Annotated in this window: 19 protein-coding genes; 9 read left to right on the top strand and 10 right to left on the bottom strand. The window is 54.9% G+C overall.

Annotated features, from left to right (window positions below; genetic code table 11):
- Positions 1 to 7 precede the first annotated feature (7 nt).
- The 4 genes from HDF14_RS06515 to glgX all read right to left on the bottom strand — a co-directional run bounded on the left by HDF14_RS06515 (position 8) and on the right by glgX (position 5,366).
- Entirely contained in the window at positions 8 to 337 is a 330-nt protein-coding gene (locus tag HDF14_RS06515; RefSeq protein ID WP_260698076.1) for a PadR family transcriptional regulator, read from the bottom strand.
- Between the two features lie 253 nt (positions 338 to 590).
- Complete coding sequence (locus tag HDF14_RS06510; RefSeq protein WP_183974790.1) at positions 591 to 1,538, bottom strand: alpha/beta fold hydrolase; 948 nt, start codon at positions 1,536 to 1,538, stop codon at positions 591 to 593.
- A gap of 132 nt (positions 1,539 to 1,670) precedes the next feature.
- On the bottom strand, positions 1,671 to 2,804 hold the full coding sequence (locus tag HDF14_RS06505) for an NAD(P)H-dependent flavin oxidoreductase (RefSeq protein WP_183974788.1): 1,134 nt from the start codon (positions 2,802 to 2,804) through the stop codon (positions 1,671 to 1,673).
- 447 nt (positions 2,805 to 3,251) lie between these two features.
- Positions 3,252 to 5,366 (bottom strand): glycogen debranching protein GlgX, encoded by a 2,115-nt coding sequence (gene glgX, locus HDF14_RS06500; protein WP_183974786.1) that lies wholly within the window; start codon positions 5,364 to 5,366, stop codon positions 3,252 to 3,254.
- A gap of 160 nt (positions 5,367 to 5,526) precedes the next feature.
- Here glgX and HDF14_RS06495 point away from each other — a divergent pair, with 160 nt between their 5' ends.
- The 3 genes from HDF14_RS06495 to HDF14_RS06485 all read left to right on the top strand — a co-directional run bounded on the left by HDF14_RS06495 (position 5,527) and on the right by HDF14_RS06485 (position 7,250).
- On the top strand, positions 5,527 to 5,895 hold the full coding sequence (locus HDF14_RS06495) for an ArsR/SmtB family transcription factor (protein ID WP_183974784.1): 369 nt from the start codon (positions 5,527 to 5,529) through the stop codon (positions 5,893 to 5,895).
- Complete coding sequence (locus HDF14_RS06490) at positions 5,895 to 6,350, top strand: SRPBCC family protein (protein WP_183974782.1); 456 nt, start codon at positions 5,895 to 5,897, stop codon at positions 6,348 to 6,350. The genes HDF14_RS06495 and HDF14_RS06490 overlap by 1 nt, the downstream gene beginning before the upstream one ends.
- A 141-nt stretch (positions 6,351 to 6,491) precedes the next feature.
- Entirely contained in the window at positions 6,492 to 7,250 is a 759-nt protein-coding gene (locus HDF14_RS06485; protein WP_221304582.1) for a DUF899 domain-containing protein, read from the top strand.
- 285 nt (positions 7,251 to 7,535) lie between these two features.
- Here HDF14_RS06485 and katG read toward each other — a convergent pair whose 3' ends face one another.
- Positions 7,536 to 9,779, bottom strand: a complete 2,244-nt coding sequence (gene katG / locus HDF14_RS06480) for a catalase/peroxidase HPI (protein ID WP_183974780.1) — start codon at positions 9,777 to 9,779, stop codon at positions 7,536 to 7,538.
- Between the two features lie 63 nt (positions 9,780 to 9,842).
- On the bottom strand, positions 9,843 to 10,289 hold the full coding sequence (locus HDF14_RS06475) for a Fur family transcriptional regulator (protein ID WP_183974778.1): 447 nt from the start codon (positions 10,287 to 10,289) through the stop codon (positions 9,843 to 9,845).
- 443 nt (positions 10,290 to 10,732) lie between these two features.
- Between HDF14_RS06475 and HDF14_RS06470 the strand changes: the two genes are divergently transcribed.
- Positions 10,733 to 14,248 carry a TonB-dependent receptor gene (locus tag HDF14_RS06470; protein ID WP_260698075.1) on the top strand — a complete coding sequence of 1,172 codons (3,516 nt, stop codon included), beginning with the start codon at positions 10,733 to 10,735 and terminating at the stop codon, positions 14,246 to 14,248.
- A 389-nt stretch (positions 14,249 to 14,637) separates the two neighbouring features.
- Here the strand turns inward: HDF14_RS06470 and HDF14_RS06465 are convergent, their stop codons facing one another.
- On the bottom strand, positions 14,638 to 16,779 hold the full coding sequence (locus HDF14_RS06465) for a winged helix-turn-helix domain-containing protein (RefSeq protein WP_183974776.1): 2,142 nt from the start codon (positions 16,777 to 16,779) through the stop codon (positions 14,638 to 14,640).
- A gap of 232 nt (positions 16,780 to 17,011) precedes the next feature.
- On the opposite strand from HDF14_RS06465, the gene HDF14_RS06460 reads away from it, so the two are divergent.
- Positions 17,012 to 17,572 (top strand): hypothetical protein, encoded by a 561-nt coding sequence (locus HDF14_RS06460; RefSeq protein ID WP_183974774.1) that lies wholly within the window; start codon positions 17,012 to 17,014, stop codon positions 17,570 to 17,572.
- A gap of 575 nt (positions 17,573 to 18,147) precedes the next feature.
- Here HDF14_RS06460 and HDF14_RS06455 read toward each other — a convergent pair.
- Entirely contained in the window at positions 18,148 to 18,627 is a 480-nt protein-coding gene (locus HDF14_RS06455; protein WP_183974772.1) for an NUDIX domain-containing protein, read from the bottom strand.
- Positions 18,628 to 18,731: 104 nt separating this feature from the next.
- Positions 18,732 to 19,547 (bottom strand): dolichyl-phosphate beta-glucosyltransferase, encoded by an 816-nt coding sequence (locus HDF14_RS06450; RefSeq protein WP_183974770.1) that lies wholly within the window; start codon positions 19,545 to 19,547, stop codon positions 18,732 to 18,734.
- A gap of 306 nt (positions 19,548 to 19,853) precedes the next feature.
- On the opposite strand from HDF14_RS06450, the gene sppA reads away from it, so the two are divergent.
- Positions 19,854 to 20,768, top strand: coding sequence for a signal peptide peptidase SppA (sppA, locus tag HDF14_RS06445; RefSeq protein ID WP_260698074.1), 915 nt, complete (start codon positions 19,854 to 19,856; stop codon positions 20,766 to 20,768).
- Positions 20,769 to 21,018: 250 nt separating this feature from the next.
- Positions 21,019 to 21,372: an HU family DNA-binding protein gene (locus HDF14_RS06440; RefSeq protein ID WP_183974766.1), complete on the top strand. Its 354-nt coding sequence runs from the start codon at positions 21,019 to 21,021 to the stop codon at positions 21,370 to 21,372.
- Positions 21,373 to 21,442: 70 nt separating this feature from the next.
- Here HDF14_RS06440 and HDF14_RS06435 read toward each other — a convergent pair whose 3' ends face one another.
- Positions 21,443 to 22,834 (bottom strand): dicarboxylate/amino acid:cation symporter, encoded by a 1,392-nt coding sequence (locus HDF14_RS06435; protein WP_183974764.1) that lies wholly within the window; start codon positions 22,832 to 22,834, stop codon positions 21,443 to 21,445.
- Positions 22,835 to 22,912: 78 nt separating this feature from the next.
- On the opposite strand from HDF14_RS06435, the gene HDF14_RS06430 reads away from it, so the two are divergent.
- Both HDF14_RS06430 and HDF14_RS06425 read left to right on the top strand, forming a co-directional pair.
- Positions 22,913 to 23,491, top strand: coding sequence for a YybH family protein (locus HDF14_RS06430; RefSeq protein ID WP_183974762.1), 579 nt, complete (start codon positions 22,913 to 22,915; stop codon positions 23,489 to 23,491).
- Between the two features lie 66 nt (positions 23,492 to 23,557).
- Positions 23,558 to 25,954 (top strand): PAS domain S-box protein, encoded by a 2,397-nt coding sequence (locus HDF14_RS06425; protein ID WP_183974760.1) that lies wholly within the window; start codon positions 23,558 to 23,560, stop codon positions 25,952 to 25,954.
- The last annotated feature ends 2 nt before the right edge of the window (positions 25,955 to 25,956 follow it).

The raw sequence follows: 25,956 nt of genomic DNA, 5'->3' as shown, positions 1-25,956 counted from the left end.
GTGACAACTATTCCCCCATGACGAGGTCGATCGCGCGTACCATCTGTCGCCAGCGATTTGTTTCCAACACCAACCGCTTCTTTCCCGCCGAAGTAAGCCGATAGAATTTTGCTTTACGGTTGTTTTCGCTTGCGCCCCAATAGGACTCGAGCCATCCGCGATCTTCCAACCGGTGAAGTGCAGGGTACAGTGATCCCTGTTCTACCTGAAGCACGTCCTCTGACGTGTGTTCGATAACATGCGCAATGGTGTGGCCATGCGCCGGCCCCATCACGAGCGCCTTGAGGATCATCATGTCCAACGTTCCTTGAAGCATCTCGCTATCTGGTTTCTTCATTCGATCCACGGCAAACTCTCCACTCGAGTGTCTATGGGTACAAAGAGTACACCACTCGACGCTCTATGGGAAGAGATAGGAATCAGCGTCGATCGAGTAAACGATCAGGGCCGACTCTAAACCGATGAGAACATCCGAATAAGTACCAAAATGCTGACGAGGCAGCTCATCTTTTCCTGCGTGCTCGGCCAACAAATTATCCTTCGCGGCACTCTTAGCGTGGCGATTGACAAAAGGAGCAATTGGCGACTCCCTACTGTGTTTTCATGAATTCGCGTACGAGTGCCGCAATCTCATCTGCCTTGGTATCAAGCGCAAAGTGCCCTGCATCGAGAACGTAAATGTTCGCGTGCGGCACATCTCTGCGATACCGTTCCGGTTCACCGAGATCGAACGAGAGATCGTGCTTCCCCCAGAGGACCAAGAGCTTTGGCTGGGCCTTCCGTAACCATGACTGCCACTTTGGATATGCCGCGACGTTCGTGCGGTAGTCATAGAAAAGATCACTTTGAATCTGCGCTTGCCCGGGCGCATTTAGAAACGCGTACTCGTGGGTCCAAAGATCCGGGTCATAGAGCTCAGTCTTCGCGTCGTCTCCGATGTGGCGTGTCTTTGTCGTTGCGAGTGACAGCAGGTTTTTGCGCAGCGCTTCTTCATGAGCAGGCCTGTCTTCCCAAAATGCGCGACGTGTCGCCCAGTTTGCACCGAGACCTTCGTTGTGAGCCACCGCATCTTGAACGATGAGAGCCTGCACCCGCTCCGGATGTGCCAATGCCATGCGAAATCCAACCGGCCCACCATAGTCCTGCATATAAAGCGTGTAGTGCGACAGGCCTAGCGCTTGCGTAAAGCCGTCCATCACAGAGGCGATGTGATCGAAGGTGTAATCGAACCGATTTGGTTCGGGCCAATCACTATGACCGAACCCCGGATAATCAGGTGCAACTAGATGGTAGTTATCCGCAAGCCGAGTCAGCAGCGGTTGGAACATACGCGACGACGACGGAAGACCATGCAGTAAAAGAATGGTGGGAGCGTCTTTGGGCCCCGCCTCTCTGTAGAAGATAGACAGCCCATCAACACTCACTCTCCGATAAAAGACTTCCTGTGCCATTGCTTTGTCCTTTGGCTGGGCATCCAACTTCAATGTGCTGGTGAGGATGACTATAAGCGTTGCCAGGATCCGCAGGGCTGATTTCATCGTTTCATACCTCCACTGATCTCGTCCCTCTACGTGGACACTTCTTTGAATTGCTCAGCGTTGCGTGATTGTCTTATGGGATCGGAGACCCAGTGCTGAATATGCCAATATTTGTCTAATGAGTTCCTTCGATCATCTGTTGTCCCGCTCGAAGTTCTTGTAAACCGATTCCGTAACGGCAGAGACCCCGGATATCAGTGTCTGGAGCAACGTCTTCGCGTCGCGCTGCCGAGAAAGGTTTGCACTCTGCCCTGCCCAAAGCTGAAGGAACTCGGGTTTCGCAGCTTTTTCGGCCACGACGGTAAGGTTTTTCATCAGAATCCGCTGCAAAGGATAGGGGAGAATCTCGATTCCTGGACGATTGAGCTCCTCAAGCAATTGGTTATGTATTCCCCTGGCCAGCCTTCCAGTGAATCCCCTGGTCAATCCCGTTCTGCGAGCGTTTCCACTGAGGAGCGCATTGCGGTGAAGTGGGCTCGCACCGGACTCTTCACACGCCAGAAAAGCTGTCCCTATCTGTACGCCCTCAGCGCCAAGAGCAAACGCTGCGACAACTCCGCGAGCATCGGCGATACCTCCGGCGGCAACAACCGGAACTGAAATTGAGTCTACAACCTGAGGTACGAGCGAAAAGGTTCCGGTGAGTGATTCCTCGGAGGGACGCAGGAAGGAACCGCGATGGCCGCCCGATTCAAAACCTGAAGCAGCGACCACATCGACTCCTGCCTGCTCAAGAACCATTGCTTCGTCCGGTGTCGTCGCAGTTCCGATCGTAAGGATCCCCTGCGAGCGGCACTCGTCGAGAATCTCCTTCGGAGGGACTCCGTAAATGAAGCTAAAGACGGGAACCTTTGCATCGAGCAAGACGCGCACCTGGTCCTCAAACTTAACTGGGACATAAGGTGTGAAAGTCGGGAGCATCCCTCCCAAAGCTCGGATGTGTCCAGCAAGAGATGCCAGGCTTCGCGCAAATGCCTCGTTGCCGGAAGTGCGTGCACCCTCATCTTCCATCGAGACCCACAAGTTGATCGCGAACGGTTTGGAGGTGAGCATACGAATTTCAGCGATCACATCTCTAATTGCTGAAGGGTTCAAGCCATGCGCCCCGAAGGACCCAAGACCGCCAAAATTTGAGACCGTTGCTGTCAATCGCTGCGTCGACAGACCACCAAGGGGGCCCTGAATGATTGGGTACTCGATCCCCAGACTTGAAGAAATACGAGTTACGTTCCACTTCGGTGACGAGTTACTGAGCTGCTGTTTCATAACAACACCCTCTGAAAGCAAACTTTAGGCAAAAACACTTGGCCTCTGCCGGAAATTGCTACTCTGCGACTTCGAAGATGACATCGAGCTCGACTGGCACACCGAGGGGGAGGCTAGCAACGCCTATTACCTGTCGGACTGATGTCTTCTCGATACCAAAGACATCTCGAAACAGATCCGAAGCGGCGTCTGCGACCCTGGGCTGGTCAAAGAGGCTCCTCTAACTCCTCTTGTTTCTGCCAACTCCTCAGGAATTCGACTGTAACCGCTGACGCATCATGTCAAACGTTACACAAGAATGATTCTTTGAACTTCTACTCAGATTCTTAAAAGATTGCACTTGATTTGAAATCTTAATGCCGCTCAAAATCGATTCACCAGCACGCTCCGAGGAACCGCTATGAGACACACACCATCCCTCGGCTCTGTTAACTCCGGGTGCAGAGCTCAAACGCCTCCCCCCAGCACCCCAGGCTTCTTCAAGTCGGCATACAACAGGACCACGGACCGGGGACCCGCGCGGTAAGTAAAACCAGGAACCCCCGCCGCCGTCTGCCAGTCCACGATATCTTCCGGGGAATCAAGGGTGGTATCAATCCACCGTCGCCACGGGCCTTCACCTCCCCCGTCCACGGAAGGCAACTCAAAATCGAGCGGCTCCCAGTATGCGTTCAGAATCCAATGAATGATGAGCCCCTCGTGTGGTAACTCCGCAGACAATGCCAGACTGTGCGAGCAACCACTCCAGTCTGGCTGGTGAAGCTTCGTACCATGCCACTCCCGTTCTGCGCTTTGCAGCAGTTCGGCCAGAGTCAAAGTACCCTTTGGGTCAAGATTGCGCGTTGCACGCCTTGCATTGAGAAGACTCACGAAACGGTGGACATCCGCGTGTTTTTTCGACAGCGTCCAATCGAGCCAATTGGTTTCATTATCGTGGCAGTAGGAGTTGTTGTTGCCTTGTTGCGAGCGGCGGACTTCATCGCCCATCAAAATCATCGGCATCCCAATAGCCATTAGAGTTAGAGTGAAAAAGTTCTTCACCTGCCTGTTGCGAAGGCTCTCGGTGGCGCGGTCATCAGTTGGGCCTTCAACACCACAATTCCAACTGCGATTATCATTTCCGCCATCTCGATTGTCTTCGCCATTGGCTTCGTTGTGTTTTGCGTTATAGGAGACAAGATCGTTCAGCGTGAAACCATCGTGGCAAGTAACGAAATGTACGCTTTGTTCGGCCTCGCGACGTTTATGGCTGTAAAGGTCGGGGCTTCCAAGGAGGCCGTCTGCAAGAGCTTTAACTGTACGCTCGTCCCCGCGGACGAATGCCCGCACGTCGTCGCGGAACTTGCCGTTCCATTCTCGCCAGCTGTCACCAACGAAACTGCCCACCTGATAAAGCCCCGCCGCGTCCCAGGCTTCGGCGATCATCTTGGTCCCCGCAAGCGCCGGGTCCGACTCGATGTCCCACAGCACCGGAGGATTTGGTAGTACATCGCCAGCGGAGTCCCGCGCCAGAATCGACGCAAGGTCGAAACGAAAACCATCGATGTGCATCTCCTGTACCCAGTAACGCAGACTATCGACGATCATTCGCCGCGTAACTGGATGATTGGCATTGAGCGTATTTCCTGTGCCGCTGTAGTTAGCGTAGCCTGAACCATCACCTTCAAGGATGTAATACGCATCATTAGCCAACCCACGAAAACTCAAGGTCGGCCCCGTCTGACCGCCCTCAGCGGTGTGGTTATAGACCACATCCAGGATGACCTCGATTCCCGCGCGGTGCAATGCCTTGACCATGTCACGAAATTCATCTTCCGGGCCGACCGGATCGCGACGAGAGCTGTAATCTCGATGGACTGAAAAGAATGATACCGGGGCGTATCCCCAATAGTTGACACGGCCTGGAGGGCAATCCAGACTATCAAACTGAAACACCGGAAGAAGCTCCACCGCCGTGATTCCCAGTTGCTTCAAATAGGGAATCTTCTCGATTAAACCTGCGAAGGTCCCTCGCTTGTCATCGGAAACACCAGAGCTTGCATGACGGGTGAAGCCGCCAACATGCATCTCGTACACAATTGTTTGCGAGGCGGGCCGACGCAGAGGCGCATCACCCTCCCAATCATAGGCGCTCATATCAACGACGACACTCTTCATGGCGGTGGAAGCATTATCTCCCTCGCGGCCTGCAGCATCACGGCTATAGCTCGCCGGCACTGCCACACCTCGGCCATAAGGATCGAGGAGCACCTTCTCGGGGTCGAATCGCATCCTCTTGTCCGGATTAGCAGGGCCGCGAGCGCGGTAACCATAAGTCTGTCCAGTCTGGAGCCCCGGAACAAACAAGTGCCAATAGTGATAGGTTCGGTTTACGGATTGATTGAACGGTATGATGTGCGTTGGTGTGGAATCCGGGTCATTAAAGAGCACCAAGTCCATTCCGATGGCATCTCGTGAGTAAACGCTGAAGTTCACTCCTCCCTGGACGCAGTGGGCACCAAGAGGATTGGCCAGACCTGGTAGTACTTCCTTACTCGTGTTCGCAGCCGCGAGGTTCGGCATCGTTTTCTCCGACTGTTCGCGAGAAATATTACTCCTCATGGATCAACGGCGCCCACCGGCGCCCGTCGCATGGGTCCTGATCGCCGAAAACTGGGTCAATTCGCAACATGACGGTAAGAAATTTGCTTGACATATTCTTATATAGGAATATATTAACGACATGGCGCGTGCAGCAACAACAACAGACGTCTTTAATGCAATCGCCGAGCCACGGCGTCGCGAGGTCATTGCGGTGCTGGCAGACGGCAAAGAGTACGCGGTAAATGAGGTCGTGGTGCGATTGCAGATGTCGCAGCCGACCGTTTCGAAGCATCTAGGAGTGCTTCGAAAGGTTGGCGTGGTGTCGGTAATAAAGCGCGGCCAACACCGGATGTATCGATTAAATGCCGCCGAGTTGAAGCCGGTGCACGACTGGGTAAAGACGTTTGAGCGGTACTGGACGCACCAATTGGGCCAGATCAAGGAGCGTGCAGAGCGAAAGGCTCGGGAGCGGATCATTTCAAAGACCATCGGAGCAAAGGAGGAGTAATGACAGCAACGATTCAGGAACAGGTAGTTCAGGCCTTCGAGATTGTGAAAGATGAACAGATTGCGGCGCCAATCGAAATCGTGTTCGAGGCAATTCTGGAGCAGATGGGGCCTATGAACTCGACCCCAGAGAAACCGATGCCGATGAAGCTCGAGGCATGGCCAGGCGGCCGCTGGTATCGCGACCTGGGAGACAACACGGGACACTTCTGGGGCCTTGTACAGGCGATCAAGCCGCCATCGCTTCTGGAGATATGCGGACCGCTCTTCATGTCGACCCCGGCAGTCTCCAACATCCAGTACCGGCTCAACGAAGAGAACGGATTGACCCGCGTTCGGTTTGTCCATCGAGCGATGGGGTGGATTGGCGAAGCGGACCGCGGAGTCGACGACGGCTGGACAGATCTGATGGTTCGAATTCGCACGGCCTCAGAGACAAAACGGGCCCACAGGTAGCCATGTGCCCAGTGTGTCTCGCAACCGTGGCATGGATCGCAGCGGGAGCCTCCTCAACTGGCGGCATCTCCGTGTTAGTCGTGAACAACATTCGCGGCAAAAACCAACACCCAACGACAAGAATCGAGAGGAAGGAGAGACATGGAAAAGAACAAGGAAACTCGCTCGAACATGAAGATGCCCCCGATCGTGTCGCTGCAGGAGTGGGAGGCAGCGCGTCAGAAACTGCTCATCAAGGAAAAAGAATTGACCTACGCACGTGATGCTATGGCTGCAGAGCGTCGGCGCATGCCGTGGCTGGCGATTGAGAAGAAGTATGAATTTGACGGGCCTAAGGGCAAAAAGAGCCTGCTCGATCTGTTCGAAGGCCGACGTCAATTAATCGTGTATCGCGCTTTCTTCGAGCCCGGGGTGTTCGGCTGGCCCGATCATGCCTGCCGCGGTTGTTCCTTAGGAGCGGACCAGGTCGGCCACCTCGCCCATCTGAACGCCCGCGACACCACACTGGTCTACGCCTCGCTTGCCCCGCAGGCCGACATCGCGCGGCTTAAGAAGAGGATGGGCTGGGCGATGCCGTGGTACACCATCACCGACAGCTTTGACGCCGACTTCGGCGTGGACGAGTGGCACGGCACAAACGTGTTCTTCCACCACGAAGACCGCATATTCCGCACCTATTTCATCAACAACCGTGGCGACGAGGCGATGGGGAGCACATGGAACTACCTCGACGCGACGCCTCTAGGGCGCCAAGAGAAGTGGGAGGACTCGCCGGAGGGCTACCCCCAGACCTCGCCGTACAAGTGGTGGAATTGGCACGACGAATACGCTGCATCGTCCGATCCGAAGTGGACAAAGGTTGTCGACCAGGCACTGGAGGAGTTGAATCTGGATAAATAGTGGACCAAACGCTCACGTCTACTCCGTCGTTTCCCAGATGGCAAGCAATGAGGTCACCTAGGCCAGCAGCAACATCGGCGCCTGTGGTTTATCGCCTTACTGAAGGGATCGAAGATATAACTTAGAAGGTCTCAGAAACTTGGCGTTCGGCATCTATTCGGCCCTGTCCGATGTGGCGATTTCTCATTGTCGGCGGTTGCCTCCTGTCCTGAAGGGCTGCATATGCAGAGGGACTACCTTGTGGTAGCCCCCCTTTATTTGCGGAGTTGAGGTACAACCGACGAACTACGCTTTACGCAGATCGTAGCGGTCGAGGTTCATGACCTTGTTCCACGCGGCAACGAAGTCTTTCACGAAGGTCTCCTTTGAGTCGGCCGACGCGTAGACTTCCGCGATGGCCCGCAGCTGAGAGTTGGAGCCGAAGATCAGGTCGACACGACTGGCGGTCCACTTGATCTCACCTGTCGCGCGATCCAAACCCTCAAAGGAGCCTTCTGCAGTAGAAGATGCCTTCCAGTCTGTCGCCATATCGAGCAGGTTGACGAAGAAATCATTCGTCAGAGTCTCAGGCTGCGTGGTGAAGACACCGTTCTTAGAGCCGCGGAAGTTGGCACCGAGAACACGCAGACCACCTACGAGGACAGCCATCTCAGGAGCGGTTAGAGTCAGCAACTGCGCCCGATCAACGAGCAGTTCTTCGGCGCGTACTTTGTGGCCGAGACGAAGGTAGTTGCGAAAGCCGTCCGCCGTCGGCTCCAACGGGGCGAAGGACGCAATATCGGTCTGCTCCTGCGAAGCGTCCGTGCGGCCAGGCGTGAAGGGAACAGTAACGTCGTATCCCGCCTTCTTCGCAGCCGCTTCCACCGCAGTGCAACCTCCCAGAACGATCAGGTCGGCGAGTGAGACCTTCCTGCCTGTCGCGTTGAAGTCCTTCTGAATTCCTCCGAGTGTGCTGAGAACCTTCGCGAGCACGAGAGGCTGATTCACCTCCCAGTTCTTCTGCGGTTCCAGACGAATGCGCGCACCATTCGCACCCCCGCGCTTGTCAGAGCCGCGGAAGGACGACGCCGCTGCCCAAGCAGTCGAGACGAGCTGCGAGATCGAGAGACCAGATGCGAGGATCTTCTGCTTCAGTGAAGCGATTTCAGCTTCGCCGATAGATTCATGATCGACAGCGGGGACGGGGTCCTGCCAGATCAACTGTTCCTTGGGAACCAGAGGCCCAAGGTAGCGGACGATGGGCCCCATGTCGCGGTGTGTAAGCTTGAACCATGCGCGAGCGAATGAGTCGGCGAATGCGGCGGGGTCTTTCTGAAAGCGCTTGCCGATCGTTTCGTATGCGGGATCGAACTTTAGTGCGAGATCCGAGGTGAACATCATGGGCAGGTGCTTCTTGTCCTTGATGTGCGCGTCAGGGATGTTAGCTTCCTCGTTCACGGCGTACCACTGCCAGCCACCGCCGGGGCCTTTCTTCAGGGCCCAATCGTAGTTGTAGAGGTTGTCGAGGTACTCGATATCCCACTTGATGGGGTTGCTGGTCCAAGCGCCTTCAAGGCCGGAGGAGATGGTGTCTTCCGAGTGGCCCTTGCCCTTGCCGTTCTTCCAGCCCAGGCCCTGCTGCTCGATGGGAGCACCTTCGGGTTCGGGGCCGACGTTCGGACCCGGGTCGTATGCGCCATGGCCTTTGCCGAAGGTGTGGCCGCCGGCAATGAGAGCAAAGGTCTCTTCGTCGTTCATGGCCATGCGGCCGAACGTCTCGCGAATATCACGTGCGGAGCCGACAGGGTCAGGCTTGCCATCAGGGCCTTCCGGGTTCACGTAGATGAGACCCATCTGCACTGCGGCGAGAGGATTGTCGAGATTACGATCACCCTGATAACGATCGCTGCCGAGCCAGGTGTGCTCCGAGCCCCAGAAGATATCTTCCTGCGGAACCCAGACGTCAGCCCGACCGCCGCCGAAGCCGAAGGTCTTGAAACCCATCGAGTCGAGCGCGACGTTGCCGGTAAGAATCATGAGATCGGCCCAGGAGATCTTCTTGCCGTACTTCTGCTTGATCGGCCACAGCAGGCGGCGAGCTTTGTCGAGGCTTACGTTGTCCGGCCAGCTGTTGAGCGGCGCAAAACGCTGCGTGCCCATACCTGCGCCGCCGCGACCATCATGGGTGCGGTAGGTGCCGGCGCTGTGCCATGCCATGCGGATGAAGAACGGGCCATAGTGCCCGTAGTCCGCGGGCCACCAGCTCTGCGAGTCGGTCATCAAAGCGTGGAGGTCCTTGATGATTGCGTCGACGTCGAGGGTCTTGAACTCTGCCGCGTAATCGAAGTCCTGCCCCATGGGGTCGGCCAGCTTGGTGTTCTGGTGCAGGACGGCGAGGTCGAGGCGATCCGGCCACCAGTGCTCGTTGCGCGTGATCTTGCGCGAGTTGTGCGTGACAGCGCCATGCATGGGCGAGGCAGTCTCTGTAGCAGTGACGTTCGCGCTTGGGCCGTTGCCGTGCGGTACCGGGCATTTCATTTCATCTGACATTTTCGCTCCTTCGTTCTCATTGCCGGGGAGTCTATCCCCGATTGGTTAGCGAGTGGATGGTATTTAGCTGCGTTTCGTTTTCTGGCACGCGGCACAGATTCCGATGACGTCGATAGCGTAACGTTCCGCCTGAAAGCCACCGGGCAACCGTTGTAATGCCGGGAGGACGCCAAGATCCTTTTCTTCGATGTCGGTGATGGCCTTGCAATGCGAGCAGACCATGTGGTGGTGGAGGTGGTTGTTCAGCTCGACTCGTAGAGAACCGTGGTGCATGCTGACTTCTTTTAGCACGCCCCTCTCGACGAAGAGATGAATGTTTTTGTAAACCGTCGCGAGGGAGATTGCGGGGATACGCTTCTTGACCCGAGCGTAGACCTCTTCCGGGCTTGGGTGGCCAGGCATTGTCTGCATGACCTCGTAAAGAACCTGGCGCTGGTGGGTCGCGGTGAGCCCATGATCCGCACAAAGTTCACGGAAAGGGCGAGTTCCGACGGTGGGAGAGTGCTCCATCAAGAACTAGTAAACGATAATTATTCTTATTCGTCAAACGACGACGATTTGGAATGAAAGAGAGTTTGCGCATCCGGTCATTGACCGCGCTCCTACCTGTCTATTGAGCTATCAAAACTCTCGCGCTATTCTTCGCCATCAGTGCAGATCAAACTTGCAAGCCGCTGTCATTTGGAGACTCGGAGGGCGAAAGTCTTAACACGATGCGTTGCGTAACAATCTATCTAAGCTACCAACAAAGACCGCAACTAAGAGAGACCTTTCAAGCGCAGAAAGGTTAGCTAGTTTTATTAAGAGTTGCTAGTCGAGTAAGAGCCAAAAGTGAGAATGGCCATGCCAAAGTAATCCAACGTGGACCTGTGATTTCGCGGAGACTGCTTCTAATGTTGATTCCGTGCTTATCGAGAAAAGAGACTCTCGCAAAGGCACCGAGGATACTAACTATGAAACGCAACCTGATGAATCGCATTGGCCAATGCGGACGCGCAATCCTCCGGAAAGGAATCCAATTAGGCTTCCTTCTGACAATTTCACTACTCTTCACACTACCCGTCGTAGGACAGCTAACAACCGCCGACATTCTCGGAACAGTGACCGATATCACTGGCGCTGTGGTGCCTAACGCCACAGTGACCCTCAACAACCTCGGTACAAATGAGAAGCGGACTACACAATCGAACAATTCTGGCGACTACAACTTCACGCTCCTTCCTGTTGGACATTATTCCGTCACCGTAAAGGCAGGAGGTTTTCAGGAAGCTATTACCAGAGATCTCGCAGTGGAGGCAGGTGATCGCGCACGCGCAGACGTTCACCTACAACTCGGATCAGAATCAACCACTATTGAAGTTACTGCCAGCACTCCGTTACTCCAAGCTGATAACGCAACAGTCAGTTCAACCGTTACCGCCAAAGCGGTGCAGGACCTCCCGCTCAACGGTCGTAATTTCGTTCAACTGGTTCAACTCGTCCCAGGCGCCAACGAAGGTCCAGGGAATGGGCTGAGCAGCGGTGGCCGTCCTGATGATCGCCGAACAAATGCTGCCGGTCTCTCCGTTAATGGTCAGGACGATACTCTCAACAATTGGGTGGTCGATGGAGTCGATGACAACGAACGCATTATCGGCACTATCGGAGTCAAACCCAATGTAGAAGGTATTCAGGAAATCACCGTCCAGACGAATAGCTATGCTGCAGAGGCTGGACGTACTGCCGGTGGTGTCATCAACATCGTCACTCGTTCTGGAACGAACCAGTTTCATGGCTCCGTGTACGAGTATTTTCGCAACGATATCTTTGACGCTCGCAATTTCTTTCAGTCGACCGGTAACAAACCCGAGCTACGCCAGAATCAATATGGTGCTAGCATCGGCGGCCCAATATTCCGGGACAAAACTTTCTTCTATTTTGATTTCGAGGGATTACGGCAGGTTTCAGGGGTGACCGACACTGGCACCGTCCCAAACATTACTGCATACGATGACATTAACAGCCTGAACGGCGGTTCGCCTCAGGCATTGCTCTCAACGAGTAACGGCACAGCGAACCGACCGATCAATCCAATCGCATTAAACTACTTAAAATTATTCCCGGCTCCTACTAACACAAACCCTTCTGTGCTCAGCAACAACTTCACCATCAGTCCAAACAAGACACAGAATGCCAACACGTACGACGCTCGAGTCGATCACAAGATCAATGATAAAAACCTCCTCTTCGCCCGCTTCTCCTACAACACTGTTGATACCTTCACGCCGCCGAACTTTGGAGTTGTAAATGGTCTGGAAATAAGCGGCGGCAGGTTCAACTTCGACGGACCAGCGACAGATGTAGCTCAACAGTATGTATTGGGCTACACGCACATCTTCAATCCCAGCCTTCTACTTGACCTGAGAGCAGCGTTCACGCGTATCAACAATCTCTCACTTCCACTCAACTACGGGAAGAACGCCGATCAGGCTATCGGCTTTCCTGCGAGTATGACTGCGTTCAGTCCTTTTGCCGACTCCTTGACCCCAATCAATGTCGGTCCCTTCGGCGATATTGGAGATGGAGCATTTGTTCCTCTGCAGGACATCGACAACACCTTTCAGTACTCCGGTACGGTTAGCTGGACCAAAGGGAACCACAACATCAAAGCCGGCCTAGCTTTTCTTCGCAGACAGGCTCGGAATGTTCAAAGCGCGTCTGCAGTTGGTTTCTATCAGTTCAATCTGCCAAGCGATAGTTCTCCAGACCCATTAACTCAACAGAACAATAACCTTGCCTCGACCCTGGTCGGCGCTTTCGCAGGAGAACAGCGAAACTTCAACCTCTTCCCACCCGACTACCGCAGCTACGAGCCAAGCGGCTTTGTGCAAGACAGTTGGAAGGTGAACCAAAGGCTCACCGTACTCGCTGGAATTCGTTATGACGTCTTCACGCCTTTCACCGAAGCACACAATCACATCTCGAACTTCGACTATCTGCAAGCGCTCACATCTAGTCCCACTACGGTTTCTAGCGCGTTGAAGATAGCTGGCGTCAATGGTGTCAATTCCCAAGTGGATATTCCGACTGATTATTCCAATGTCGCGCCGCGCATTGGTTTTTCAATCTTGTTGAGACCCACCACCGTTCTGCGTGGCGGATATGGACTAAGCTTCTTTCCCGGCAACTACACCTCAAACGCGGATCTGAAGAATGCACCATTTACCTCTGTCTTCACTCCCTCTTGCCAGTCCTCTATTGCAGTGGAGATTGAAGCCACTGTGCCCGGCTCGAGCACAGGCCAAAACCCAGACTGCGCGACTCAGGGCGCACCTGGAACTCTAAACGAAGGACTGCCAACCCCTGTGCCACCCACTCCAGCTCAACTCTCAAACCTGGCTACCATCCCGGGGTTGGCGTTCGTAGCTGAGGCTACTCACTTCAAGTCAGCTCTCATTCAGCAATTCAACCTGCAAGTCGAGCAACAGTTCGGTGCGAATGTCTTTACTATTGGCTACATTGGCAATATTGGCCAACATCTACCGGAGTCGATCAATAACATCAATCAACCCGCACCGTTCAATCCCATCACAAATCCAACTGCGGCAGCTCGTCCCCTCGATCACATCTTCAACCCTAATCTCGACCCGCTTCATCCAAGCTCTAATCTGGGTAACATCAGCTACATCGCCAGCGAAGGCATATCGAATTACAATTCACTGCAAACCTCCTTTCAACGTCGTTTCACTGAAGGACTGGCATTCGATGCGAACTATACGTGGGCTAAGGGGCTAAGCGATATCACAGGCTTCTCTCAACAAGGAAATAACCAGGGGTGGAGTAACGCTGACCCAACCCATATTCGTCAGATAGAGTATGGCATTGCGGAGAACGATATTCAGAACCGCTTCGCCCTCTCGCTGAACTACGAGATTCAGTATGGAAAGCAGTTCACTGGCTTCAAAAAGGCAGCTTTGTCAGGATGGCAAATCAATACGATAACCGCTTGGCAGGGTGGGAAGCCCTTCACGATTACCAACACGGGCGCCGCGGCGGATAACCCAATCGAAAGCGACGGAGTAGCCCATGGCTACAACAATCGTGCGACTCCGCAAAACGCTGTTGGCCAGGATCGTCCCGACCAACTTGGGGATGCTCGAATAAGTCACAAAACCCTGGCTCACTTCTTTGACACGACCAAATTTGCTCCTCAGCCCCTTGGAACGATTGGGACAGCCCAGCGCAACTCGCTGTTCGGTCCCCATTTCCGCCACGTAGATCTTTCGCTTTTCAAAAACTTTCCTATCGGAGAACGAGCGAATGTCCAGTTCCGCGTGGAAAGCTTCAATATCTCGAACACCCCCAATTTTTACCTACAGAACGGTCAACCAGGCGATTCATTTGGTAACTCCGCCTTCGGATCGATCGCTCAAACTGATCCCAATTACACCCCGCGCCAATACCAATTTGCCCTCAAGGTGATGTTCTGATGGCGGCGACGATGACATTACGCGCATTTTGCCAAGGAGTTGGGGTCCATGTGGCCGGTAGGCGTTGTTACCACGCTCACGATTGATTTGTATCTCTCGATGCAATCTTCAGAACGGGCAACAGCGCCTTCTCCACTCGCGAATGGTAGACCATCCGCCCAACCCGAATGTCGCCGCAACTCAAAATGGACGAGTAACGGGCATCTCAGACACTTGTCCGGTTGAACTAGCTATCGGTGGAGCTAGTCCGAGAAGCAGACTCTTCCGACATGTGGATCTGGCATCCTGCCTCGGCAAGTGATTCCTTTGTTACTGCCAATCTATAACCACCGGTTGTCGGTCATCTCGTCGGAGGGTATTTGGGGGCGACCTGCGGCATAGTTTGGTATCTACTGCATGTTTTCAACGAGCATCAGATTGCTGGAATGCGCATCGACTTGTGGGAACAGCATCCACTTACCATCCGGAGAAACCGGCATTGCGCCGATCCAATACGGAGGAGACTTTTCGAGCGAGAAAACAGGGCTAATCTTTTGGGTTCTGGTGTCGTAGAGCTCGATCGTCGCCTTACCGTTCTCGTGGGACATGAAGTAGATTCCCGCTTTGGAGGGAAACCATTCGGTTCCCTGAAAGCTTAGCTCCGGCATACCTTTTACCTCTTCGGGCGAAGAGCCATCTGGCATCATGCGCCAGAGCTTCTTGTTTCGAAAGAAGTAGACATATTGACCGTCAGGTGACGCCAAAGGTGTGGCTGCTGGAACGCTCGCAAGCTGCACAGCATGACCGCCTTGCGACGGTACCCTCCAGACGGAAGGTTCGGCAGTGTCATCACCCTGCATGAAATAGATCCACTTACCGTCTGGTGACCAGCTTGGCATAGAGTTGTCGGATACATCGATATTGAGTTTTGCTGGAACGCCTCCCGCCGGATCGACCGTGTAGAGATTCGATTCGCCACCGAGTCGAGAGTCAAAAGCGATTAGACCTCCGTCGGGAGACCAGCGTGGCGTGCCGGTCGCAATAACACCGAAGGAGGTCAGTTGGAGAACGTTGGATCCGTCAGCATCGCAGACCCAAATTTCAAGGACTCCGCTACGGTCAGACTCGAACGCTATTCTTCTGCCATCTGGCGAGATGCTGGCTGATTCCTGTTCAGCCGAGGAGACGATTAGCTTGTGCGCTTGCGCTGGAGATCCTTGAAGATCAAGCCGCCAGATATTGGTATTGGTCGAGCTTTGCAAATAGACAAGACGATGGCCGGACAAACTAACGGTCACATCCGAAACATCATGTCCAATCGGTAGTCTTTGCGCTCGCTCCGGGTGAGTGAGACCAACTTCCCAAAGACCACCTCCCATCACGGGGGAACTGAAAAAGATGTTGTCGCCACCTCTTGACCAGGCGATACCGCCGATCATTTCATGTCCCTTCAGTATCTCTGTGGTGCTTCCGTCGCCCAAATTCAGGAGACGTAAAGACTCGCTTCCCCACTTATCCAAACAAACCCATGCCAAAAGTTCGCCTTTTGGGGCAAAGGCAGGTGAGACGGAGTCCTTGCAGTCCGTCTTCACTGGCATCGTCTTCAATGTGCTCATCGAGAGCAGATAAAGGATTATCGATTGGTAGGAGGTTTCCGGGTGGTCCGTGAAAGCGAGATACTTGCCATCAGGAGACCAGCTGAGTTCATTCCCATACCAGTACGTCGAGCTTCGAGAATAAATCTTCCGTTCGGGGCCACCGGTCGGCGGAACCAGAAAGATACCGGAAGGGCCCTCTTTTGAAACGCGGCTGATCGCGATGGTGCGTCCATCCGGCGACCAGGCTATCGATAGTTTTTCGGACGGATGCCGAGTGATGCGCAATGGGTTCTCGGAACCTATTACCTTCACATAGAGATCGTATCCTGCACCATTCGTCTCACCGTCCCACCCGAATGCGACCTCGCTTCCATCCGGCGAAAAGGCAGGCGAGGTCACATCGCCTGGCAGAGACGTAAGCGGAACAACAGAGATGCGCTGAATCCTCGACAGTCGCGACGCTTCATCAAGCCTGGTTTTAAGTCGAAGTCCTACCAGGCCGATGAGGATACATGCTGCGATAGCCAGTGGAATCCACCACCTCCGAAGAGGTAGCTTTGCAGGCGGTCTTGCAGGTTCAGTCGCAAGATGCGGCAGTGACGCAACCTGCTCATCTTCGACCTTCATCGCAGCAATAAATCGATAACCCTGCCGCGGGATTGTCTCGATGTATCTAGGATTCGCGGCAGAGTCGCCGAGAATCTCTCGTAAACGGTTTACCGCCGCGTTCAATCCGTGTTCGAAATCTCCAAAGGACGTTGCCGGCCAGAGTACCTTGTGAAGGTGTTCCCGAGTGACGAGTCGTCCAGGTTCCGAGGCCAGAACAATAAGGACCTGGAGTGCCTGTCCCGACACCTTGACCCGTATTCCATTCTTGCGCAGCTCTTCAGGTTCGAGCACCAGCTCAAACGGAGCGAACCGTATTGAGCCGGAAACCTCGGCACGGTCGGTCATCGCTCACCTGTGGCACGAAGTCTATCATTTTGGGCTTCTCCTGAGGTAGGGTCTCTCCTCAGTGAGACCGCACTGGAAGAGTGTGGTCCCTGTGAACGCAGCTTGAGGCCTCACTGTTACCGCTATCTCAGTAATAAGGCAAAGTTTACTGAATGACAGACATATGACCTGCCTTGCATTGAGGTAGCAGGTCGAAGCGGGCAACGTAGGCGGAACCGATGAGGTTCCCGCGATGAAAATCTTAACCGTTGTCGTCTTTCTCTGCCTTTCCTCTCTCAATGCGCAAATGACGTCAATTAGAATTCAGCCGATAGAACTCCCAAACCGTCCTGCCTCTCTCTCGCACGCGGTCTCGTTCTCCTGCACAACGGACTACGACCCATCTCAATGTCTTAAGAGCGTTGCCCTGCTGGCAAAAGTTCTCGAAAGATACCCAACTGAAAGAATGGGGCAGTGGACATTCGTGCTCGCAGGTTCAGCACGCTGGAAGCAGACGATAAAGGAATTGGGCGGGGACACGGAATCGCCCGCGTTCAGCGAACTCGACGCTCGCGTCACCGTGTTCGAAGAGGAACTCTTTGAAACCGTGGATTCTCGACAGGCAATGGTAGCTCGCAGATTCGGTCTGCCACCGGGAAGTATCCTCGATTATGCGGTCACCCACGAGATGGGCCACGCAATATGCCGGGAAAGCCAGGAAAGCCTCGCAAACAAATATGGAGCCGATCTGCGACGAGGGATCAGTCCGATATGTCCCACTGATCGAAAGCGGTCTAAATACTCCGTAAAATGACCTTATCGGTGCTAGTCAGAATTACCCGTACATAATCGACCGCACCGCAAAATGCATCTCTTGTGGGTCGATTATCCGGAAATTATCAGTCCGATTCTCGATGAGTGACAAATCGCCAAGCCGCTCAATTAACGTGGCTGCTGCTTTGTTCACATGTCCGAGAACTGGCTTCTCCGAAAGGTGAAACCGAACTGCCTCAAGAGTCCGGTCCCCGGCAAAGCCCCTTGTAATTGCCCAAAACCCTGTTTCTCAGGACTAATCGAACTATCATCAAGTTCACACAACGTGAACATGATGATTTTATGAACACGGGTTGCGGGGTTCTTAAGTTATAAAACAGAGAAATTGGGGTGACCCCCCACGGTCAGCCAAGGGACTTGGCGAGAACTCGCGTAACTTCAGTTGGAGTACAGCTCACTATTTCTCCACTCCACCCTGGTCTCGAGACCTGCAAAGGGATTCCAGTCACCAATCCGGAAGTTCGGGCGCGAGCACCAGCGTTCTCAAACATTCTTGAGGAATATAGGTCTGAACGAGCCGTATCGACAGATCGGCACGTTGGTCGACCGGCTTTGTTATAGCCCCTTAGGCGCAACTTTATTCTCTAAGATTTGTAAGAGTGGCACTTGTTCGAGCCGGATGAACTGTCGGGCGGTGGAAATAGTAAACCAACGTCCGCGATCGACCTCTGGGATTTCAAGGCGTTTCTTCGACTTCGGAGGCCACTCAATCTCACACGTGTTGCTCACAAGTTGGGCTGGGTCGCAGTCTCCCTCAAACGCCCAAGCAATGACGACTTTTCCGCTCTTTTGTCGCACGGACCCTAGCTCAATAAAGTTGCCGCTCGAAATGAAGCCAGTTTCCTCGAAAAACTCTCGCTGCGCTGCTGCGAGGGGTTTTTCGTTTTCTTCATATTCACCCTTTGGAACCGTCCAAGCGCCTTGATCCTTCTTCTCCCAGAGAGGGCCGCCAGGATGAACAAGAAGCACTTCCAACTCATCTCTGCGCTTCCGATACATGAGCAGTCCAGCGCTGCGTTTCGGTTTTTTTGTCATTGGCTATCGGACATGCCTACTCGCTCCAAGCCAATTGGGGACTCATAGAATCTGCGCAGCGCTCGCTTCACCGATGAGGAGGAACGACGTGCTCACGGAGTCGGTTAACGGGCTTCGACGCTGCTGACCTTGACGACTTTCTCGACCTGAGGTGTGACCATACTGCTGGTGTCCTTCATCGCGGCAATGGCCTTGTCATACCGGCCTGCCATGAAGTTACCGCGAATGCGTGCCATGTCTTCGAGCATCTTGATGCCGTCTCTCAGGTAACTCATACGGCTACGTTCGTCGTGTCCCCAGGTGACGGGCACCTCGCGAACCACGTACTTTAGCTTGCGGGCGATGAAGAGGATTTCAGGATCGAAGCCCCAGCGCTCGATAGTTTGCAGCCGAAAAATCACTTGAGCCGCAGATCGTTTGAAGGCCTTGAAACCGCACTGAGTGTCTTTGAATGGCAAACCCATAACAGTTCGGGTGACCCAGTTGAAGCAGCGACCGAAGAACTGACGGTAGAGCGGTTGGTGGATCGTCTGGCGAGTCCGGTCCATCCAGCGGGATCCGATTGCCACATCTGCCCCGTTATTCAGTGCGACGATGAGACGCTCAGCTTCTTCCATTGGTGCCGACAGGTCAGCATCCGTGAACATGACGATGTCGCCCGCCGCCTGTAGAAGGCCGTTGCGGACCGAGTAACCTTTGCCGCGATTACCTGGATTCTCCACAAGGTGAAGACGCGGATATTTGGTCATCCAACGCTGCACAATGGCGGCAGTGTCGTCGGTTGAGCCGTCGTCGACGACCAGCACCTCGGCATCCCAGCCCTGCTCCGCGACACACGACAAGACTCGCTCCAACGCATGCTCGATGCGGGCGCTCTCGTTGTACGCCGGAATTACGATACTTAACTGTGGATGTGCCATTAGCGATCGTCAGACTTTCTTTTCAACTGCAGAGAGATACACAGAGGACGTCCGATTTATCATACTGCAATATTTGACGCATAAAGGGCTCGGTTTGGCTCTATTTTCCGATATATAAATGTATCCGCTCATGAGCTGCGCGTTGGTTGCGGTTGCGGCCTCAACAGTCGCAAACTGTGCACCGGAACAAAGGTCCCTGCTAAACTCCACAGCATGCAGGAAGACTTTTCACCCCCCCCGCCACCGCCACCAGCGCCTCCTTACGCCCGGACTCCGCAATACCCTTATCCCCAAACGTACGGTTCCATGCCACCGCGCCGCCGATCTGCATGGTTTTACATCGGCATTATCGCCGGTTCTCTGGCTGCAGTCTTCCTGCTTGTCACCGGCATGGTTTGGTTCACCATGCGTTCAATGACCGGAAATTCGGTCGGCCTCGGCCTCAGTTCTGACAGCATCGCCGTAATCGACATCTCCGGTGCGATCCTGTCTCCTGAGACCATCGACAGTCAGTTACGCAAGTTTGGCGACGACTCTTCGGTGAAGGCCATTCTTCTCCATATCAATTCACCCGGCGGTGGAGCGGCCGCCTCGCAGGAAATCTACCACGAGGTGCTGCGGGTGCGGCAGCAGAGTCACAAAAAAGTCGTCGCCTCCATTGAGTCAGTCGGCGCCTCGGGGGCCTACTACATTGCGAGCGCCTGCGACAGAATTTACGCGAACGATGCCTCTGTTGTCGGATCGATTGGCGTAATTATGGAATGGACCAACTACGGTGATCTACTGCGCTGGGCCAAGTTAAAGAACGTGGTGATCCACGCCGGAGAGTTGAAGGACGCTGGCGACCCGAGCCGGGATCTGACGCCCAAGGAGGAGATCTACTTTCAGTCGCTGGTCGACAACATGTATACGCAGTTTGTGCACGACGTTGCGACTGGGCGTCACACCACTGACGATAAGATCAAACCGCTGGCGACGGGTCAGGTCTGGACCGGGCAGCAATCGCTTCCACTGGGCTTGATTGACAAGGTCGGCGGCTACCAGGTCGCGCTCATGGAAACGGCAAAGGAAGCGGGAATCTCCGGGGAACCAAACGTGGTGCGTCCCGCAAAAAATAAGCGAGGACTGTTCGCGATGCTCGCCGACGACGGAGAAGACCTCTTTCCAAACCCTGGCCAGATGTTGAACAAAGCTCCGGGTTTTTACTTCATGTGGAAGTAAGATACGCTCCTTCAGGCTTTACCAGATCGAAACATGCCAACCCGAAAGAGCCCTCGGGAAAAACTGGCTCTTTTTTGTCGACCGTCTGACGAAACGGACAGATTTTGCATCTTATTGGGCAACGATGAAAGCCTTCATACTTTTGATTTCTTTGGCAACCTTTTAACCTCCATCCCGTCTACAATCAACAACAACGGATTGTTTCACCACGGCCCCTATCGCCCTCCCCCCAGTACGAAAGGAACCCACCATGACGAAAGCCGACCTTGTTGATAAAGTGACCGCTCTTGGAGACCTGACCCGCCGTGATGGGGAGGTTATTGTCGATACGCTCTTCGACGCCGTCATCGGGGCGCTGAAGACCGGAGACAAGATCGAGATTCGCGGTTTCGGCAGCTTCCGGACGCGCCAGCGCAACGCCCGAACGGGCCGCAACCCGAAGACTGGTGCCAAAGTCGACGTTCCGGCCAAGCGGGTTCCATTCTTCAAGCCATCGAAAGAGCTGCGTGATTCGGTAAACCCGAACGGCGCGGTAAAGTCCAAGCCTGTAGCGAAAAAGGTTGATAAAGAACACATCGATCCACACCATCCACCGGCGATGTAAAGACCGAACATGCCTATGTGAGTAGCAGGTGCTTCGGCATCTGCTATTTGCTTTGAGCGTCAGAATCTTGTCATTCGGTCATACCTTCGAGAACCACCTGTGAGATCGGCTCCGTACCAAACTCTCCTTCCCATTTGGCTACCACGACGCTGGCAAGGCAGTTTCCAACCACGTTGACGGTGGTCCGGGCCATATCGGCGAGCGCGTCGATACCGAGGATGACAAAGATCGGCTCAGTCGGCAGGTGGAAAGTTGCCGCCGTCGCGAGCAGCACGACCAGGGTTGCGCGGGGAACGCCAGCGACTCCTTTGCTGGTCAACATAAGAGTCACCATCATCAGAAGTTGCTGGCCAAGCGAGAGATGGACTTTCGCCGCCTGCGCCACGAAAATGCTGGCGACAGCGAGATAGAGCGTGGAGCCGTCGAGGTTGAAGCTGTAGCCGGCAGGGATGACGAACGCTACAATTCGGCGCGGAACCCCGAGAGCCTCCATCGACTCCATAGCGCGCGGGAGAGCAGCCTCACTGGTTGAGGTCGCAAAGGCAATGGTTGCAGGCTCCGCCACAGCCGCGAGAAACCGGCGGACGGGAACACGGAATAGGAGGGCCACGGGTAGTAAAACAAGGAGGCCGAAACCAACTAACGCTCCGTACAAGGTGAGGAGCAGCTTGCCTAAATTGACGAGTACTCCAAGTCCCATCTGGCCTACGGTAAAGGCCATGGCCGCCCCCACGCCAATGGGGGCAAAGTACATGACAACGTTGGTAAATTTGAACATTACCTCGCTGAAACTCTCGAACAAGTGCAACACAGGCGCGCGTTTTTGTTCGTCCAGACTCGCAAGCGCAATCCCAAAGAAGACTGCAAAGACGGCCACTTGGAGGATCTGGCCCTCCGCGACAGACTTGGCGATGTTTTCCGGAAAGATGTGCAGGAGGAAGTCCTGCCAGTGAGTCGGCGGGGGGGTGGAGACCATCTCACCGGAAGTGGCTGCAGGAAGGGTCAAGCCAACTCCGGCGCGGCTGAGATTGATTGCCGCGAGACCGATAACAAGAGCCAGCGTGGTGACCACTTCGAAATAAATGAGGCTCTTGATGCCCATGCGCCCGACGCTCTTCAGGTCGCCATGGCCGGCAATGCCAGTCACCAGGGTCGCAAGAATCAGCGGCGCCACGATGGTCTTGATGAGCCGCAGGAAGATGTCGCTGAAGACGCGAAGGCTCGTTGCCAGCATCGGCGCATCGAATCCCAATTCGGCACCCGCCACCATCGCGACAAAGATCCACGGCGTCAGGGAGCGGCGCTGGAGCGCAAAAAGCGCCAGGAGCATGATCGCGACACACCTCAGAGTGACCCCGGCATGGTGCATTCCCGTTCCGTAGATCAACCCCAAGGAGATTCCGACAGACAGTAAAATCGCCGCGGAAAGCAACAGAATGCGTTGAAAGTTCGTCTTTAACATCAGGTGCGAAGAATATCAGTCTTCAATAGAAAGCAAATGCCCTACAGACCACTTTCAAGCGCTGATAGCATATGCGCTATGCATCGCGTAACTTTCAGCAGCATCTTGTTGTGCGCTATCGCATCCTCTCCACTGATCGCACAAAGCGATGCCGGAGTCGACACGATAGCGGCGTCAGGCTACAGCGGATTCACCCAGAGCCCCGGAATCATCTCGAATCCTCTGTCCCAGCCAACACTTACACCCGGCGCCCTGGTTTTGTTGGAGTTGGAGGGACGTTTTTCACAGGCAGTCGCCGAAGGTGGAGGCAGAGCCTTCGGCAGTTGGTTCGCGGAGGACGGAGTGACTCTCAATAACGGGAAGCCCGCGATTCTTGGTAGAACCGCTATCGCGGCACAGGCCCAGTGGGACCCGAAAACCTATCAGCTAAGCTGGACTCCGCAGGGCGCTCAAATGGGTCCATCGAACGACATGGGATTCACCTGGGGTCACTATGAAGGCCACAGCAAAGACAAAAATGGAGAGCCCGTGGTGATCTCGGGTCGCTACTTTACCGTTTGGAAAAAACTACCTAACGGCAGTTGGAAGGTCGCCCTGGATGCGAGTGCGGATGAACCGGCCGCGACAGGGGAGTGTTGCGTGCTTCCAAAGCCGTAAATCGTTGCTGCCACGAAAGTAGGAGTGCGCAACGATTTGCACATAACCTACGATTGAACTGTCGAAATGAATGCTCTCCTGGTCAAAGACGAAGCGTTGCGAATCGAGGCCCTCAATCAGTACGAGGTTCTCAACTCTGCGCCCGATCCCATCCTGGACGACCTGACAAGTCTGGCTGCACAGATATGCGACACACCAGTCGCTGCCGTCTCGCTGATAGGCTCAGACCGCATCTGGCTGCGTTCTCGATTTGGCATTGACTCACTCGATGTCTCCCTCGGCAGCCTGCCCTGCGAGACCACCATTCTCGGCGACACGGTCTACGAGATCTCCGACGCGCGGAACGACCCCGACTATGCGCCAGACGGCATTCTTCTCGAAGGCCGTCCTTATCGGTTTTACGCCGGTGCACCGCTGACAACTCCCGGCGGAGTCAGCATCGGCGCGTTGCTCGTATTGGACCGTCATGCTCGCACGCTCACTCCGGCCCAGTCGTCTGCGCTCAGCGTTCTCAGTCGTCAGGTAATCACGCGTCTGGAACTCAACGGTCGCATTCGACAGATGGATCGCGCGGCTCGTTCACGACAACGCGTCGAGTCCGCTCTTACGGTGGAGCGCAATTTTGTCTCGGCCGTTTTGGATACCGTGGGCGCGCTGGTCGCCGTCTTCGATCCAGCCGGCCGCATCGTACGTTTCAACCGCGCGTGCGAAAACGCCTCCGGGTACGACTTCCCCACCCTCGTCGGCCGCTATGCGTGGGACAAACTTATTCCTCGGCAGGAGATTCCCGAAGCGATCGAGACCTTCGAACGTCTTCGCTCCGGCCACTTCCCGGCCGCTTACGAAAATCAATGGCTGAACCGTGACGGCAGCATACGCCGCATAGCATGGTCAGCAACCGCCCTAACCGATACACAGGGCCAGGTTGCATTCATCATTGCCACCGGTATCGATGTAACGACGCAACGAGCCGCCGAAGCCACCTTGCGCGAGAGTGAAGCCCGCTACCGCCAGTTGGTCGAAGGTTCGCTGGGTATGGTTTGCACCCACGACCTTCGCGGCACGCTACTGTCGATCAACACTCACGGCGCAGAAACATTGGGCCGCAGCGTGGAGGAGATGACCGGACACAATCTCGAAGAGTTCATCGTGCCGGAAAAGAAAGCTGGGATGCCTGCTTACCTCAAAAAAATAGGCGAAACCGGCGAAGCACAGGGCCTTCTTCATCTTTCCCACAGCGATGGAGAGATGCGCGTCGTTGCCTATCGGAATAAGCTCATCGTCGTGCCTGGACGTGCCCCATATGTGCTTGGTTTCGGCGTCGACATCAGCGAGCAGGTTCGAGCGGAGGGCCGGCTTCGTACGCTTACTCGGCAGTCGGACTCCATCCTCGAGTCGGTTGGCGATGGTATCTACGGCATCGACCTTGACGGCAAAGTCACGGTCGTCAACTCCGCTGCCGCTCAGATGCTCGGGTACAAACAGGAGGAGATGCTGGGCCGCAATATGCATCAGCTCATTCACCACACTCGCGCAGACGGCACACTGTACGCCTCTGCCGACTCACCCATCCGGAAGAGTCTCACCAACTTTGCCACCGTTCGCATCTCAAACGAGATCTTCTGGCGCAAAGACGGTACCTGCTTCCCCGTAGAGTATGTCGCGCGACCACAGATCGATTCGCAATCGCCGGACACCAACGGCCTCAAGGCGCTCGGTGTCGTCGTTGCATTCACCGATACAACCGAGCGGCGCGCCCTTGACCGCATGAAAGACGAGTTCATCTCCACTGTCTCTCACGAGCTCCGCACCCCGCTCACCTCGCTGCGCGGAGCACTCGGCCTCCTTGCAGGAGGCGCGCTCACCAATCGCCCAGAGAAGACCCAGCAGATGCTCGAGATCGCCATTAGCAACTCAGACAGGCTCGTGCGGCTGGTAAACGATATTCTCGATCTCGAGCGGATCAGCAGCGGCAAGACGGAATTGCATTCGACGATGTGCAGCGCTGAAGATCTGCTGCGAAGAGCAGCGGGCGTTCAACAGACACGCTCCCCCCGGCCGAATATCCGCATCTTTTTTGCTGCCCACGGCGTCAACGTTTGGGCCGATCCCGATCGCATTCTGCAGACACTGAACAACCTCATATCGAACGCAATTAAGTTCTCTCCGGAGGGCAGCGAGATCCACCTTACCGCGCGCAATCTCGACGAGAACGAAGCGCTCATCGAGGTTCGCGATCAGGGCCGAGGCATTCCTGCCGATAAGCTCGAACACATATTCGACCGCTTCCAACAGGGTGATGCCTCGGACTCACGCGCGATGGGCGGCACTGGGCTCGGCCTTGCAATATGTCGCAGCATCGTCAACCAACACGGCGGCCGCATCTGGGCCACCAGCGCCCCTGACCAGGGCACTATCTTCTACTTCACGCTTCCCACCAAGCCCAGCACCAACCTGCTCTAGAC

The organism is Tunturiibacter gelidiferens, assembly GCF_014201335.1.
Lineage (GTDB): Bacteria > Acidobacteriota > Terriglobia > Terriglobales > Acidobacteriaceae > Edaphobacter > Edaphobacter lichenicola_E.
The sequence above is the reverse complement of the archived record's forward strand: the minus strand, read 5'-3'. Positions and strand labels throughout refer to the sequence as shown.